Raw genomic sequence first — 13,862 nt, 5'->3', positions numbered from 1 at the left:
ATATTACTTTATTCAGTTTTCTAGCTATTTAATAACACTAAACAGCAATAATAGATACAACAGTCATAGAAGATGTTTCAAAAGGAGGAGCTATATTGAGCCAATTCCAACTTAAAGTACTTCATGTGTTAGAAAATAAATACTTTCAGAATGCAGAGGTAGTTGCAGGTCATGAGGGGTTATTAAGAATCGTAAAGTGGGCACATGTTCTTGAAATAGTCCATGTAGATAATTTTTTAGTTGGAGAAGAGCTGGTGTTAACGACGGGGATCAGTCTTCAACATGGCATTGAAGATTTTATGACGTTTATTGAATCCTTAATTGAAAAAAATTGTGCTGCCCTTTGTATTGAGTATGGCTCTTCTATTCAAGCAGTTCCAGAAGCAATACTTGCTATTGCAAATCGTCATCAGTTCCCGATTATTGTTTTTCATGAAGCGGTTCCTTTTGTTCGCATTACACAGGATTTACACAGTCAAATTATTAATCAGCAATATTTAATGGTTTCGACACTAGAATCCTACTCACAAACTTTAAATAAAAATACGGTCTTAGGACAAAACACGGATGATATTTTACAAAATATGTATAACGAATTGAAAACACAAATTATGTTTTCCATTAAGGGACGGGAACCTATCTTTTTTCCCAACATGACAAAAAGTAACCGTCAGCAATTATTAGCTTTGAATAAATATGCTCAGCAATTTAAACATGAGCCCATCTTTATTTTTGATCAACATTATGCAGATTTAACGATTTTTCGTGAAGATGGCCTATTCTCAGAGTTTGAATTGTTAATTTTAGACCGTACAGCAACAGCATTAGCGCAATTATTAATGCGAGAGTTCTATATTGAGGAGAAAAAGAATATTGAGGACGCTTCGATTTTAGCTGATTGGATCGACCAAAAACTGAACAAGGAGGAAATCTATAAATTTATCGTTTCTCACTATACTAACTATTCACAATCTAGTGGGGCTGTCTTTGTTTTGGCCACTCCCAATACAGTAATGAAAGCGCAGGAGGATATTGTCTATAGTAAACTTTATTATCGTAATCTCTTTGAACAGCATGGCTTTATCCCATTTTTATTCGAAAGAAAAAGCTATGTCATTTTTATTTTACTTCATACAAAAGATTGTCGAGCGATTCGAGAAATACTAAATAGCATCTTTACCTCACTGCCCAAAACTGATTTTTATAAAAAACAGCAAACTCAAGGGTTTCAAATAGCAGTTGGTAAAGTTGTAGCTGATGTACAAGAAATCTCCAAAAGCTATCAAACTGCATTAGAAACATTATATATTTGCCGCAAAGTGCAAACTTCCTCGTTCTTTTATGATGATTTGCATTTGTATCATTTAATCTATAAATTACAAATGCAGGTGAATTTAAAGGAAGTTATAAACGACTATTTACAGCCAGTTATTGAGTACGATGAAAAATATAACAGCAAGCTTCTTGAAACCTTACAAGTCTATTTACAATCAAATGGCTCCAAGCAGCAAACGGCTAATCAATTGTTTATCGTTCGTCAAACACTGTATCACCGCTTAAAAAAGCTTGAAAATTTACTCGGGGAAAATTTCATGAAGGGTCATAATCGCATTACACTGGAATTTATGCTCCTTGCAAATTCCTTAATTGATGACAAGAGTTAAAAAATAGGCACGTTCAAGAGCTCTCCCCCTTCAACGTGCCATCTCATTATCCTTTCACCACAACATCTTGATAAAGTCCTGGTCGACGATCATCGTATACAGGAATTCTTCCACGTACTTCATCAACAATGGAGAAATCCACATCAATTACTGCTATTTCCTCTTCTTCAGCACCAACCCAAAGCACTTCACCCCATGGCTGAATAATCATCGATTGCCCATTAAAGTTTTCTACTTTTCTCGAAATACGGTTAACTGCTATAACAAAGCATTGGTTTTCAATCGCTCGTGCTTGCAGCAATGTTTTCCAATGATCAATTCTAGGCGTCGGCCATTGAGCTGGTACAAACAGCACCTTCGCTCCTCGGAGGGCATGCGCACGTAACCATTCAGGGAAACGAATATCATAGCAAATGACACCAGCCGCCTCAATAGGTCCTAGCGCGAATCGATTCATATCATCTCCAGCTTCTAAGTAAAGATGCTCGTCCATTAAACGGAAAAGATGGGCTTTGTTATATTCCCCAACAAGTAATCCATTGTTATCAAATGTATACATCGTATTGTAAAACTTGTCGTCCTTTTTTATTGAAACGGAGCCACCGACAATATGTACACTAAGTTCCTTCGCTAAGTTAGCTAAAAATGCCTTTGTACGCTCACCGTTAACATCCGCCAATTCTGGTAGCTTCTCTAGTGCGTAGCCCGTATTCCACATTTCTGGAAGCACAATAATTTCTGCCCCTAGTTTTGCGGCTTCACGAATCTTGTCCTCTGCCCGTATAAAATTTTCTTCTACTTTGCCGAAGCCAACGTTTAACTGAATACAACCGATTTTCATATTCATTCCTCCTCTAGACAATTAACAAAAAAAGTACTACTATTTGCTTCATATTCTTCAATAATAATTATTATATTCTGAAAAAGGTGATCATGCATGGAATTCTCTAAAAAACTACAGCAATTACCCACTCAATTTTTTGCAGCGCTTGTCCAAAAAGTAAACAATGCCCTGGAAGAAGGTCGTGATGTGATTAATCTCGGGCAAGGAAATCCCGACCAACCTACGCCTACTCATATCATTCAAGCATTGCAGGAAGCAGCTGAAAATCCTCAAAACCACAAATATTCACCTTTTCGTGGTATCGCCGAATTACGTCAAGCGGCTGCCGACTTTTATAAACGGGAATATGATGTGGAGATTGATCCTGATACTGAAGTAGCGATTCTTGGTGGCACAAAAATTGGTCTTGTTGAGCTACCTTTGGCTGTGTTAAATCCAGGCGATACTATGCTATTACCAGACCCGGGCTATCCAGACTACTTATCTGGTGTTGTATTAGGTGATGTTAATTTTGAAGTGATGCCACTTTTTGCTGAAAATAATTTCTTACCTGATTATGATGCCCTATCTAAAGAAGTTAAGGAGAAAGCAAAGTTACTTTACTTAAATTACCCAAATAATCCTACGGGTGGTACAGCTACACTTGAATTTTTTGAAGAAACCATTCGTTTTGCTAAAGAGCATAATATCATCGTATCACATGATTTTGCTTATGGTGCAATTGGATTTGATGGCAATAAACCTATTAGTTTCTTACAGTCCAATGGTGCAAAAGAAGTTGGAATCGAAATGTACACATTATCAAAGACTTATAATATGGCAGGTTGGCGCATAGGCTTTGCTGTTGGTAATGCTGATTTGATTGCCGCGATTAATCTTATTCAAGATCATTTGTTTTGTAGTCAATTTCCTGCTATTCAACAAGCAGCAGCTGTTGCCCTTACATCTTCACAGGAATGTGCAGATGAGCTAAGAGCTACCTATGAGCGTCGTCGAAATGTTCTAATCGAAGAAGCTCATAGAATCGGATGGCAAGTAACGGCACCAAAGGGCACCTTCTTTGCCTGGCTCTCTGTCCCATTAGGTTTTACTAGTGAACAATTTGCCGATATTTTGCTCGACAAAGCTGATATTGCGGTAGCCGCAGGAAATGGCTTTGGTCAATATGGGGAAGGCTATGTGCGCATTGGCTTGCTTGTAAGCGAGGAACGGTTACGAGAAGCCATGCATAGAATTGAGCAATTAAAATTATTTTAAACATGGAACAAAATGGAGTCCTGTAGCTTTACTAGCTACAGGACTTACTATTTTTCAATTTTCCTTGGAAGATCTAACCCATGTTCTAATGGATAAAATTGTACGTGACCTGTTTCATCATCCAACTGACGTATATGCTGAATGCCTTGAACTTCTGCCAGCACTACATCTGCTGTTATGACGATATTTCCGCCCTTTATAAAATGACCGCCTGAAACCACTCCCCATTGATCGCTCATGGAACCATGGAAATGCGTTTCATATTGTGCATCACGCTTACAAACAACTCCTGAACCTTGGATAAACTCGAGTGGCCCCTCTTTCTCAACCACATCACTAAATCGAACTTTAATGTGGGAAGTTTCATCAGGTACTAAATAAACAAAGCTACTTTTTTGAAAACTACCAATACAACTAATAATGGTTGCTGATTCAATTTTATTCTCTTCACAAAGTGCCTCAATTCCTTCAATGATGTCTGTTCCCATGAGAAGACGTGCACTAATCACCTTACCAAATGAACCTATGCCATAATTAACTCTTACGGACAATCTTCTCCCTCCTTCACGACAAAATATTATAACAATATAAAAAATTTCAAAAATATTTATTGACTTACTATACCCTATAAATTATATTAGTTCTATCGGAAATACAAAAATATAATATGAATCTCTTATCAAGAGTAGCTGAGGGACTGGCCCTATGAAGCTCGGCAACCTCCTTTTATAAAGGAAGGTGCTAAATCCTGCAAACGAAATTCGTTTGATAGATAAGAGAGGACTTTTTTCATGAGCCTCTCTTAATTTGTAAGAGAGTTTTTTTTATTTTCAAAAACCGATAAAACAATTTTTGGAGGTAGTTTTCATGAAGAAGAAAAATAAATTTTTAGTAGGTTTAGCAAGTCTTACATTAGTAGCAGCACTAGCGGGCTGTGGCTCTAAAGATGATAGCAAAGGAAAAGGCGAAGCTATCGATGAAAATAAAATTGTTGTGGGTGTCACTTCAGGACCTCATGAGCAAATTGCAGAGGTAGCTGCTAAAGTTGCAAAGGAAAAAGGTCTAGAAGTAGAACTAAAATCATTTTCTGATTATGTTTTACCAAATACATCCTTAGCAGAAGGAGATCTTGATGCAAACAGCTATCAGCATAAGCCTTTCCTGGATACATTTAATAAAGATCACGATACAGATTTAGTACCGGTTGGCAAAACAATTTTAAATCCAATGGGTATTTACTCTGAAAAATATAAATCATTGGATGATGTTCCTGAAGGCGCAACATTTGGCTTACCGAATGACCCAACAAATGGAGCGCGTGCTCTCTTTGTTTTACAAGAGGCAGGCTATATTAAATTAAAAGATGGAGCGGACTTAACAGCATCTGTTCGTGACGTGGAAGAAAACAAAAAGAATTTAAAATTCATAGAATTAGAAGCTGCACAAATTCCTAAGCAGCTTAGTGAAGTAGATGTAGCTGCTATTAATACTAACTTTGCGCTGGAAGCTGGCATTAATCCGCAAGAGGACTCTATTCTTTTAGAATCTACTGACTCTCCATATGTGAACTACATTGTCGTTCGTGCAGAAAATGAAAACGACCCAACGATTAAAAAGTTCATTGAGGCCTATCAATCTGATGAAGTGCGCCAATTCATTGAAGAGGAATTCAAAGGTTCTGTAATCCCTAGCTGGTAATACGTGCGATAAGCTAAAGAATCTGCCAAATTTCCACTATGGAAACCGCGCAGATTCTTGCTTTTTAGAAGTTAAGAAAGGAGCAATCAATCTGATGATTCAATTACAAAATATTTCAAAAGAATATAAGACAAAAAAAGGCAGTATTAAGGCTGTGGATGGAATCAATCTTCATGTAAAAAAAGGGCAAATTCATGGTGTAATTGGGTATAGTGGTGCCGGTAAAAGTACGCTGATTCGTTGTGTTAATTTACTAGAGCGTCCTTCAGCAGGCAAAGTCTTGATTGACAATGTGGATATTACTACCCTTTCACTTCATGACTTACGTCAAACACGACAAAAGATTGGTATGATTTTTCAACATTTTAATCTCTTAAAGACAGCAACTGTTTATAACAATATTGCAGTTCCCTTAAAGCTACTTGGTTATAACGAAACAGAAGTCAAAAATCGTGTGGCTAAATATGCCGAAATTGTAGGTTTAACAGAAAAGCTAGATAGCTACCCTAATCAGCTTTCAGGTGGACAAAAGCAACGTGTCGCAATTGCACGCGCTCTAGCGCAAGAGCCAGAAATTTTACTTAGTGATGAAGCAACAAGTGCGCTTGATCCTGAGACTACAGAGGCTATTCTTGAACTATTGTTAAAAATTAATCGTGAATTAGGAATTACAATCCTACTGATTACACATGAAATGAATGTCATTCAGAAAATTTGTGATGAGGTATCTGTTCTAGAGGCAGGGAAAGTAGTTGAATTTGGTACGGCTATTGAGCTCTTTGCAAAACCACAACACCCTACTACAAGAAAGTTCTTAAGTACTATTTCACAACGTAACTTAACTCCTTCTCTTATTGAGCAGTTAAATGTTTCAGGTAGCGTCATTCGTTTAACATTTCTTGGAGAAAGTACTGGTAAGCCATTATTAGCTGAAGTGAGCAAAGTATATGATGTACAACCAAACATTTTAACAGCCAATATTATTGAATTAAAAAACGGCATTGTTGGTAATATTGTGGTGCATTTAAACGGAGAGCCCAACATTGTTCAAAAGGCGCTAACCTATTTTGCAGAGAATGGCGTTACTGTGGAAGAGTTAGGAGGAGAGATCCATGAATAATTTCTTTAATGATTGGTCAGAGGTTATTGGCAAAGCAATTATCGAAACATTTCAAATGGTCGGAATTTCATTATTCTTTTCGATTTTAATTGGAATACCTTTAGGCCTTTTAATTGTTTTAACACGACCTGGTCAATCCTTTGAAAATAAATTTTTCTATCAATTTTTTAATCTAGTCATCAATATTATCCGTTCAGTGCCATTCATCATCTTACTATTCTTCATTTTACCTTTTACAAAGGTTATCGTCGGTACAACGATTGGCGTTAAAGGCGTTATTGTTCCGCTTGTAGTTTATACGGCTCCTTATATTGCACGACTGATGGAGTCAGCGCTTTTAGAAGTTGATTCGGGCGTTGTCGAAGCCTACACAGCTATGGGTATTAAACGTCGCCATATCATTTGGCATGTATTATTACGCGAAGCACGCCCATCCATTATTTTAGGCTTAACAATCGCTACAATTGGATTGATTGGCGCAACAGCAATGGCGGGAATGGTTGGTGCTGGTGGATTAGGTGACCTAGCTTACCGTTATGGTCATTTACGCTATGAGGTAGATGTCATGTATGCAACGGTGTTTATTTTAATCATCCTTGTACAAAGCATACAATCCATAGGTAACCGCATTTCAGCCAAATTGAAGAAAGACTAGGAGGAGGATATCCATGTCAACTGAGATTTATGTAGAAAAAAACGGCTATATCGCAACGCTAGTGTTAAACCGTCCTGACAAACGAAATTCTTTATCGAGGGCAATGTTCCAAGCGATCATAGACGAGCTAGAACAGTTACGTACAGATATGTCTATCAAGCTATTAATTGTGCGCGGTGTCAATGAAGTCGCCTTTTCCTCAGGTGCTGATATTAGTGAGTTTTTAGATATTCGTTATGCTGCGGATAATGCTAAAGCCTATAATGATCTAGCTTTAAAGGCTATTGATGCCCTCTATAAATTCCCACATCCTACGATTGCCATGATTCAGGGCTTAGCGATTGGCGGCGGCTTAGAGTTAGCCAATGCTTGTGACTTTAGATTGGCGACACCAAAGAGTAAGCTTGGCATTACCGCTGCCAACATTGGGATTGTCTATAATCTTGAAAGCACTAAACGTCTTATTAATATTGTTGGTGTCGCGAAGGCTAAAGAGATTTTATACACAGCAAACATTTTTACAGCAGAGGAAGGCAAAAGCATTGGTTTGATTACTGCCCTTCATGAGCCGCAGGAAATTGAAAATGCCACTATGCAATTTGCTGAGCATCTTTTAAGTAAATCATCTATTGCCAATGCAGGTAGTAAAAAAATAATTCAAGCTATAATGGATGGAGAAAATGCAGAGAGTGATGAGCTGGCTCAATTGATTCTCGATTCATTTAGTTCTGATGATTATAACGAAGGTATTCAAGCTTTTTTAAATAAAAGAAAGCCTATTTTCAATAAATAAGTGAGGTAGTAACGATGACAAATACAACTGATGGTGACCTACTCTTAAAAAATATCACTGCCCAAGCCCCCTTCCCCATTTGCTTTGCTGATTTAGAAAAAGCAGTAGCGGAAAAAATTCCAGCTGGGCCATTCGGCTACATTCGCTCAGGTGCTGGCGGTGAACAAACATTACGTAATAATCGTTCAGCTTTTGAAAAATACTCCATTGTTCCCCGCTTCTTAAATGATGTTTCAAACGTTCATACAACCATTAATTTGTTCGGGAAAACATACCCAACGCCATTGCTCTTTGCCCCTGTCGGCATGAACGGAATGGTTCACGAGGAAGGTGAACTTGCCGCTGTACGCGCTGCCCAGCAATTAAATATGCCATATATTCAAAGCACAGTCTCCACCTATGCACTCGAAGATGTTGCCGAAGCTGCCCCTTCAGCAACAAAATGGTTTCAATTGTATTGGTCTACAAATGAAGAAATTGCATTTAGTATGGCCGCACGAGCAGAGTCAGCAGGCTTTGAAGCTATTGTTTTAACAGTCGATACAGTAATGCTTGGATGGCGAGAAGAAGATGTACGCAATCAATTTTCACCATTAAAGCTAGGCTACGCAAAAGGAAATTACATAAATGATCCTGTCTTTATGGCTTCTTTGCCTAATGATTCATTTGAATCGTATGTACAAGGCGTCTTGCAAAATGTCTTCCACCCTACACTCAATTGGGAACATGTTCGTGAATTAAAACGGCGTACAAATCTTCCTATATTACTAAAGGGAATTTTACATCCTGAAGATGCAAAGCTAGCCCTTGAAAATGGGATTGACGGTATTATCGTATCGAACCATGGCGGCCGACAATTAGATGGTGTTATTGGTTCACTTGATGCCCTTCCCCCCATCGTGAGTGCTGTCAATGGACAAATCCCTATTATTTTAGATAGTGGTGTATATCGCGGGATGGATGCCTTAAAAGCACTTGCTTTAGGAGCAGATGCTGTAGCAATTGGGCGTCCCTTCGTCTATGGCCTAGCCCTTGAGGGACAACAAGGTGCCGAAAAAGTAATGACAAATATCTATGATGAATTAAAGGTTTCCATTGCACTAGCAGGGACAACCTCCGTTGAAGGGTTACGTACGATTACATTAGTCAAAAATGATGGGACTGAGGTTAAATGAAACAGGCATTAGAGGGATTAAAAGTTGTTGATTTATCACAAGTATTAGCGGGCCCTTATTGCACAATGGTCTTAGCGGATATGGGCGCAGAAGTTATTAAAATCGAGAAATATCCAAATGGAGACGACACCCGAGCAATGGGCCCGTTCATTCATGAAGAAAGTCATATGTATATGATGGTTAATCGCAATAAAAAGGGTGTATGTCTAAATTTAAAAACGCCAGAGGGCTTGGCTTTATTCAAAGAGCTTATCCAATCTGTTGATGTGCTTGTGGAAAACTATAGACCAGGTGTTACGAAAAAGCTAGGGATTGATTATGATACTTTAAAAACCCTTAATCCTGGACTCATTTACTGCTCTATTTCTGGCTATGGACAAACGGGTCCTTATAGCCAGAAAGGTGGCTATGATATTATGGCACAGGGTCTAAGTGGCTTAATGCATATGACTGGTGAACCACAGGGCCGACCTGTAAAAGTTGGCTTTGCAGTCAATGATATTGCCGCTGCCCAAACGGCCTTACAATCTATTTTAATGGCCTATATTTATAAGCTGCGCAGTGGTGAGGGGCAATATATCGATGTTTCTTTAGTAGAGTCTGGGCTTGCTTGGACTGTTTGGGAGGCCGCTGCCTACTTTGGTCAGGGCGAATTACCCGAGCGAACAGGAACTGCCCATCGAGTTTCCGCACCGTATCAAGGCTTTAAAACACAGGATGACTATATTTTAATAGGTGCTGGCAATCAAAAGCTATGGGAAATTTTTGCGACAAAAGTTGTCAAACGACCTGATTGGTTAGACAATCCCCTCTTTATTACTAACTATTCACGTGCTCAGCATGTAAAGGCGTTAGAGGCAGAAATTGAAAGTGAATTAGCGAAACATCCAGCAACCTACTGGCTGGAGCTTTTAGATGAACACGGCGTACCTTCCAGCCCTATCTATTCCTATGACCAAACCTTAAATGATCCCCATATTTTAGAGCGTGGCATGGTCTTGTCCTATGACCATCCAACTGCTGGGCCCATGAGAACACTAGGTTTCCCAGCAAAATTCTCACACACGCCGGGTCAATTAACTAGTGCAGCGCCAACTTTAGGACAGCATAATGAAGAAATTTTGCAGGCATTAAACATCACTGATCATGAAGTCCAGCAGCTAAAAAAAGCGAATGTAATACGCTCAAAATAAGAAGCCCTTTATTTTGACGAGCTATCGATCACTTTGGGCGGGCTACCCGTCACTTTCCTTAGGCTATCCGCCACTTTGCCGCGCTATCCGTCACTCTGCTCTGGCTATCCGTCACTTTACTCTGGCTATCCGCCACTTTGCTCGCGCTATCCGTCACTCTGCTCGCGCTATCCGTCACTTCATAGAATTTGATTGGAAAGAAGCACCCGTTTTCATTGTAAGCAAAAAGGCTACTTCCACAACGGAGGTAGCCTTTTCGTATTATTGAATTACACCTAATTCACGACCAACTTTCTCGTAAATGGCTAACGCATCATCAAGCATTTCTTTTGTATGAGCTGCTGTTGGCATATTACGAACGCGACCTGTGCCTTTAGGAACGGTTGGGAATACGATTGATTTTGCATAAACGCCTTCTTCAAATAAGCGTTTTGAAAATTCTTGTGTCAGCTTTTCATCTCCAATAATACAAGGAGTAATTGGTGTTTCTGATTCACCAATATTAAAGCCAAGCTTCGCTAATCCCGCTTTTAAATAGTTACCATTATCCCACAGTTTATCGTGAAGCTCTGTAGAATCAATTAGCATTTGTACAGCAGCTGTAATGGCTGCCACATCACCTGGTGGTAAAGCTGTTGAGAACAAGAATGGACGTGAACGAACTTTTAACCAATCAATTAAGTTCTTCTTCCCAGCTACATAGCCACCCACGACACCAATTGCTTTTGATAGTGTACCAATTTGGAAATCAATCTCTTTTTCTAGTCCAAAGTGCTTCACAGTTCCTTTGCCTTTACCTGTTACACCTGAACCATGTGCATCATCAACATAAGTAATTAAATCAAATTCCTTGGCGATTTCCACAATTTCTGGCAATTTAGCAATATCGCCATCCATTGAGAATACACCATCCGTAATAACCATCACTTTATTGTATAATCCAGATTCTTTTGCCGCTTTTGCCTTAGCACGTAAATCATCCATATCTGAGTGATTAAACGGAATGATTTTCGCCTTTGATAAACGACAACCGTCAATAATAGAGGCATGGTTTAATTGATCAGAAAGAATTGCATCGTTTTTATCCATAACAGCAGAAATAGCTGCCATATTACAATTAAAGCCAGATTGATAAGAAATAGCTGCTTCTGTTCCTTTAAATTCAGCAAGCTTTTCCTCTAATTTAATGTGTAAGTCAAGCGTCCCGTTAATAGTACGTACAGCACCTGCTCCAACACCGTATTTTTCAATCGTTTCTTTGGCAATACGCTTTAATTCTTCATTAGTTGCTAAGCCTAGATAATTGTTAGAAGATAAGTTAACAAGATTTTTGCCACGTACCTGAATAATCGGGCCATTCGCACCCTCTACTGGATCAATTTCATTGTATAAGCCTTGTTCATGTAAGGCTTGTAGGTTTTCGTCTAAAAATGCATTCAATACTTTTGACAAGCGTATCATCCTTTCCTAGGAAAACAGTTCTAGCTCCTAGTTTAGCACAAGCAAGCCTTTAGCTAAATTATTTTGTTAATCTTTCGAATAATGACGCTGTTTTTTCTCGCCATAAAGAGGCGGATAGGCAATGATCCAATAAACGTCGCACTGTATATTCTGCTTCTGCATAACGCTTTGAATAGCCCATCGCATCTTGCATGGCTTCTTTATAGCGTTCTCGTACTTCCGCTATTGCTAATTCCGCCTCTTTCGTAAGCGCACAATGTTGTCCAATATCAAATATCTTATCGCCTAATCGACCATCCTGTGGATCAAAAATATGAGGTTCCGTACTATCAAAAATACAGAAATTTAGTTCTGGAATAATGACCATATCGACAGATCCTGCATCTAAGCCACACCATACAATTTGGGCATCCAGTCCTCTTGCATTCGCCTCATCTGCTAAGCCTTTCATCAAGGAGGATTTGCCCGTACCCGGTTTGCCTTTAATCATTAATCTTGTCGATATATTTTTTGTGATGCTTTCAACTGTATTTTCTGCCCCTCTAGGCGTTAACGTTCCAAGTAAACGATGTGTTCGTTCGCCCGTTTTATTTAAAACTATAGATTGGAAGACTTCCGATTTTAAATTTTCCACCTGTTCATTTAATGCCTGCCAATTCATACAGCTTTGCGTCACAACCTCCCAATCATCGTGGAGCTTGATAGCATGGTTTAGCTTGGCAATACATTTATCACGCCAAGCTGTACGTTCCTGTACTGCATTTGCCAGTTGCTCTCCAACTTTCTCAAGCTGAGCATCCTCCAAGCAATCATAAAAAGACATAACACGATGCTTCGTCCCAAGTAATGTTGGCTCTATATCCCATTCTGATGCCCAGACATACAGTCTATTACAACCCTTTACATAAACAGCCTCGACTACTTCCTCTAATAACGCGTGCTTAAACCATTCGACAGCAAAGCCTTGTTTAACATAAAAATAACCCAGCTCCTTCAACAGCTCTGATCCTTTAGATGTAGAGGCACCTTGTAAAAAATAAACTAGCTCCGCTTCCTCCATCATTTCTTTATATAAATGTTTCACACCTTGCCCAGTCAATGCGTGTCCAAAATAATACGTCACATTTCCGTTCAAATGTCGTTCCTCCTTTTGTTTCTGCCTTGCATTATATGAAGGAACACTAAAAAAGATGAAAAGCTACCCCTATCCTTAACAGATAAAAGTAGCTTTATAGTTTAATAAAAAGGTCTCATGTCTTCTATATGGCCAATACATTTCATTAATACTTTGCGGCAATAAGGTAATGAATATTGCACAATATATCCTGAGGTTAATGCAATTAATACTGTTCCTACTCCAACTGGCCCACCTAGTAGCCACCCTACAATGGTCACTAGAACTTCGATACCCATTCTCGCAGTTTTAATAGATCCGCCAAATTTTCCGACGAGTATCATCATTAATGTATCACGAGGGCCTGCTCCCATATTTGGAGCAATATACATACCACAGCCAAAGCTTAAGACAAATAAACCAATAATAAAATATGTAATTTGTAGACCATATACATCTGTTGAAGGCAATAACCAGTTAAATACATCGATGAATGAACCGATTAGTAGCATGTTCAGCCATGTACCTATTTTGGGCCATGTTCGTAAAACAATCGATGTTGATGCGACAATAAAAAGACCCGTTAATATAGACCATGTACCAATCGTTAATCCGAAGTTTTGAAATAATCCTACATGCAAGACATCCCAAGGACTTGTTCCAACTATTTTCCCTTTAATGGACATCGTAATTCCCAGTGACATCACAATCAAGCCACCAATAAAAAATGTCCAGCGCCACCCCATTATTTTGCGCATTTCCTAGCCCTCTCTCTATGTTTGATAATGCTCTTACTGTATCATATTTTCTGAAAATATCGTGAAATCGTGTTTATGAATGGAAGGATAAATGACCGTATTCTATGAAAATAAAAAACTACCCGATTTT

The 13,862-nt window shown here is 38.8% G+C and carries 14 protein-coding genes and 1 riboswitch; of the genes, 9 read left to right on the top strand and 5 right to left on the bottom strand.

Features of this window, described 5'->3' with window-relative positions:
- The first annotated feature begins 95 nt into the window (after positions 1-95).
- The gene (locus MKY80_RS02215; protein ID WP_342531777.1) at positions 96-1,664 is read left to right on the top strand and encodes a PucR family transcriptional regulator ligand-binding domain-containing protein; all 1,569 of its coding nucleotides are present in this window, start codon (positions 96-98) and stop codon (positions 1,662-1,664) included.
- A 46-nt stretch (positions 1,665-1,710) separates the two neighbouring features.
- Here MKY80_RS02215 and MKY80_RS02210 read toward each other — a convergent pair whose 3' ends face one another.
- Positions 1,711-2,505, bottom strand: a complete 795-nt coding sequence (locus MKY80_RS02210) for a carbon-nitrogen family hydrolase (RefSeq protein ID WP_089985977.1) — start codon at positions 2,503-2,505, stop codon at positions 1,711-1,713.
- A gap of 96 nt (positions 2,506-2,601) precedes the next feature.
- Between MKY80_RS02210 and MKY80_RS02205 the strand changes: the two genes are divergently transcribed.
- Complete coding sequence (locus tag MKY80_RS02205) at positions 2,602-3,765, top strand: pyridoxal phosphate-dependent aminotransferase (protein WP_342531775.1); 1,164 nt, start codon at positions 2,602-2,604, stop codon at positions 3,763-3,765.
- 47 nt (positions 3,766-3,812) lie between these two features.
- On the opposite strand, the gene MKY80_RS02200 is transcribed toward MKY80_RS02205, so the two are convergent.
- On the bottom strand, positions 3,813-4,316 hold the full coding sequence (locus MKY80_RS02200; RefSeq protein ID WP_089985976.1) for a PPC domain-containing DNA-binding protein: 504 nt from the start codon (positions 4,314-4,316) through the stop codon (positions 3,813-3,815).
- A gap of 122 nt (positions 4,317-4,438) precedes the next feature.
- Positions 4,439-4,544, top strand: a riboswitch (SAM riboswitch).
- A gap of 88 nt (positions 4,545-4,632) precedes the next feature.
- Between MKY80_RS02200 and MKY80_RS02195 the strand changes: the two genes are divergently transcribed.
- From MKY80_RS02195 to MKY80_RS02165, 7 genes are all read left to right on the top strand, one after another.
- Positions 4,633-5,463, top strand: a complete 831-nt coding sequence (locus MKY80_RS02195; RefSeq protein WP_089985975.1) for a MetQ/NlpA family ABC transporter substrate-binding protein — start codon at positions 4,633-4,635, stop codon at positions 5,461-5,463.
- Between the two features lie 94 nt (positions 5,464-5,557).
- Positions 5,558-6,583: an ATP-binding cassette domain-containing protein gene (locus MKY80_RS02190; RefSeq protein WP_008176093.1), complete on the top strand. Its 1,026-nt coding sequence runs from the start codon at positions 5,558-5,560 to the stop codon at positions 6,581-6,583.
- Entirely contained in the window at positions 6,576-7,238 is a 663-nt protein-coding gene (locus tag MKY80_RS02185) for a methionine ABC transporter permease (RefSeq protein WP_008176095.1), read from the top strand. The genes MKY80_RS02190 and MKY80_RS02185 overlap by 8 nt, the downstream gene beginning before the upstream one ends.
- Before the next feature lie 13 nt (positions 7,239-7,251).
- A complete protein-coding gene (locus MKY80_RS02180; RefSeq protein WP_239354113.1) occupies positions 7,252-8,031 on the top strand; it encodes an enoyl-CoA hydratase-related protein in 780 nt (259 codons plus the stop codon).
- A gap of 14 nt (positions 8,032-8,045) precedes the next feature.
- On the top strand, positions 8,046-9,206 hold the full coding sequence (locus MKY80_RS02175; protein ID WP_043990080.1) for an alpha-hydroxy acid oxidase: 1,161 nt from the start codon (positions 8,046-8,048) through the stop codon (positions 9,204-9,206).
- Positions 9,203-10,399 carry a CoA transferase gene (locus MKY80_RS02170; RefSeq protein ID WP_008176101.1) on the top strand — a complete coding sequence of 399 codons (1,197 nt, stop codon included), beginning with the start codon at positions 9,203-9,205 and terminating at the stop codon, positions 10,397-10,399. Before MKY80_RS02175 ends, MKY80_RS02170 begins: the two co-directional genes overlap by 4 nt.
- 13 nt (positions 10,400-10,412) lie before the next feature.
- Positions 10,413-10,667 carry a hypothetical protein gene (locus MKY80_RS02165; protein ID WP_342531767.1) on the top strand — a complete coding sequence of 85 codons (255 nt, stop codon included), beginning with the start codon at positions 10,413-10,415 and terminating at the stop codon, positions 10,665-10,667.
- Here the strand turns inward: MKY80_RS02165 and MKY80_RS02160 are convergent.
- From MKY80_RS02160 to MKY80_RS02150, 3 genes are all read right to left on the bottom strand, one after another.
- A complete protein-coding gene (locus MKY80_RS02160) occupies positions 10,661-11,860 on the bottom strand; it encodes a glycine C-acetyltransferase (RefSeq protein ID WP_170844100.1) in 1,200 nt (399 codons plus the stop codon). The genes MKY80_RS02165 and MKY80_RS02160 overlap by 7 nt on opposite strands.
- Before the next feature lie 58 nt (positions 11,861-11,918).
- On the bottom strand, positions 11,919-12,995 hold the full coding sequence (locus MKY80_RS02155) for a hypothetical protein (protein ID WP_008176106.1): 1,077 nt from the start codon (positions 12,993-12,995) through the stop codon (positions 11,919-11,921).
- Positions 12,996-13,096: 101 nt separating this feature from the next.
- Positions 13,097-13,732, bottom strand: coding sequence for a hypothetical protein (locus tag MKY80_RS02150; RefSeq protein ID WP_089985972.1), 636 nt, complete (start codon positions 13,730-13,732; stop codon positions 13,097-13,099).
- Positions 13,733-13,862: the final 130 nt, after the last annotated feature.

Source organism: Lysinibacillus sp. FSL R5-0849, from assembly GCF_038595075.1.
In the GTDB taxonomy this organism is placed as follows: Bacteria; Bacillota; Bacilli; order Bacillales_A; family Planococcaceae; genus Lysinibacillus; species Lysinibacillus fusiformis.
This window is presented reverse-complemented; position numbering and strand designations above follow the sequence as displayed.

Excerpts from the sequence above, each read along its gene's own strand:
- MKY80_RS02205 (WP_342531775.1), top strand. The coding sequence starts at position 2,602 with ATGGAATTCTCTAAAAAACTACAGCAATTACCCACTCAATTTTTTGCA.
- MKY80_RS02190 (WP_008176093.1), top strand. The coding sequence starts at position 5,558 with ATGATTCAATTACAAAATATTTCAAAAGAATATAAGACAAAAAAAGGC.
- MKY80_RS02175 (WP_043990080.1), top strand. The coding sequence starts at position 8,046 with ATGACAAATACAACTGATGGTGACCTACTCTTAAAAAATATCACTGCC.
- MKY80_RS02185 (WP_008176095.1), top strand. The coding sequence starts at position 6,576 with ATGAATAATTTCTTTAATGATTGGTCAGAGGTTATTGGCAAAGCAATT.
- MKY80_RS02210 (WP_089985977.1), bottom strand. The coding sequence starts at position 2,505 with ATGAAAATCGGTTGTATTCAGTTAAACGTTGGCTTCGGCAAAGTAGAA.
- MKY80_RS02160 (WP_170844100.1), bottom strand. The coding sequence starts at position 11,860 with ATGATACGCTTGTCAAAAGTATTGAATGCATTTTTAGACGAAAACCTA.
- MKY80_RS02195 (WP_089985975.1), top strand. The coding sequence starts at position 4,633 with ATGAAGAAGAAAAATAAATTTTTAGTAGGTTTAGCAAGTCTTACATTA.
- MKY80_RS02150 (WP_089985972.1), bottom strand. The coding sequence starts at position 13,732 with ATGCGCAAAATAATGGGGTGGCGCTGGACATTTTTTATTGGTGGCTTG.
- MKY80_RS02170 (WP_008176101.1), top strand. The coding sequence starts at position 9,203 with ATGAAACAGGCATTAGAGGGATTAAAAGTTGTTGATTTATCACAAGTA.
- MKY80_RS02180 (WP_239354113.1), top strand. The coding sequence starts at position 7,252 with ATGTCAACTGAGATTTATGTAGAAAAAAACGGCTATATCGCAACGCTA.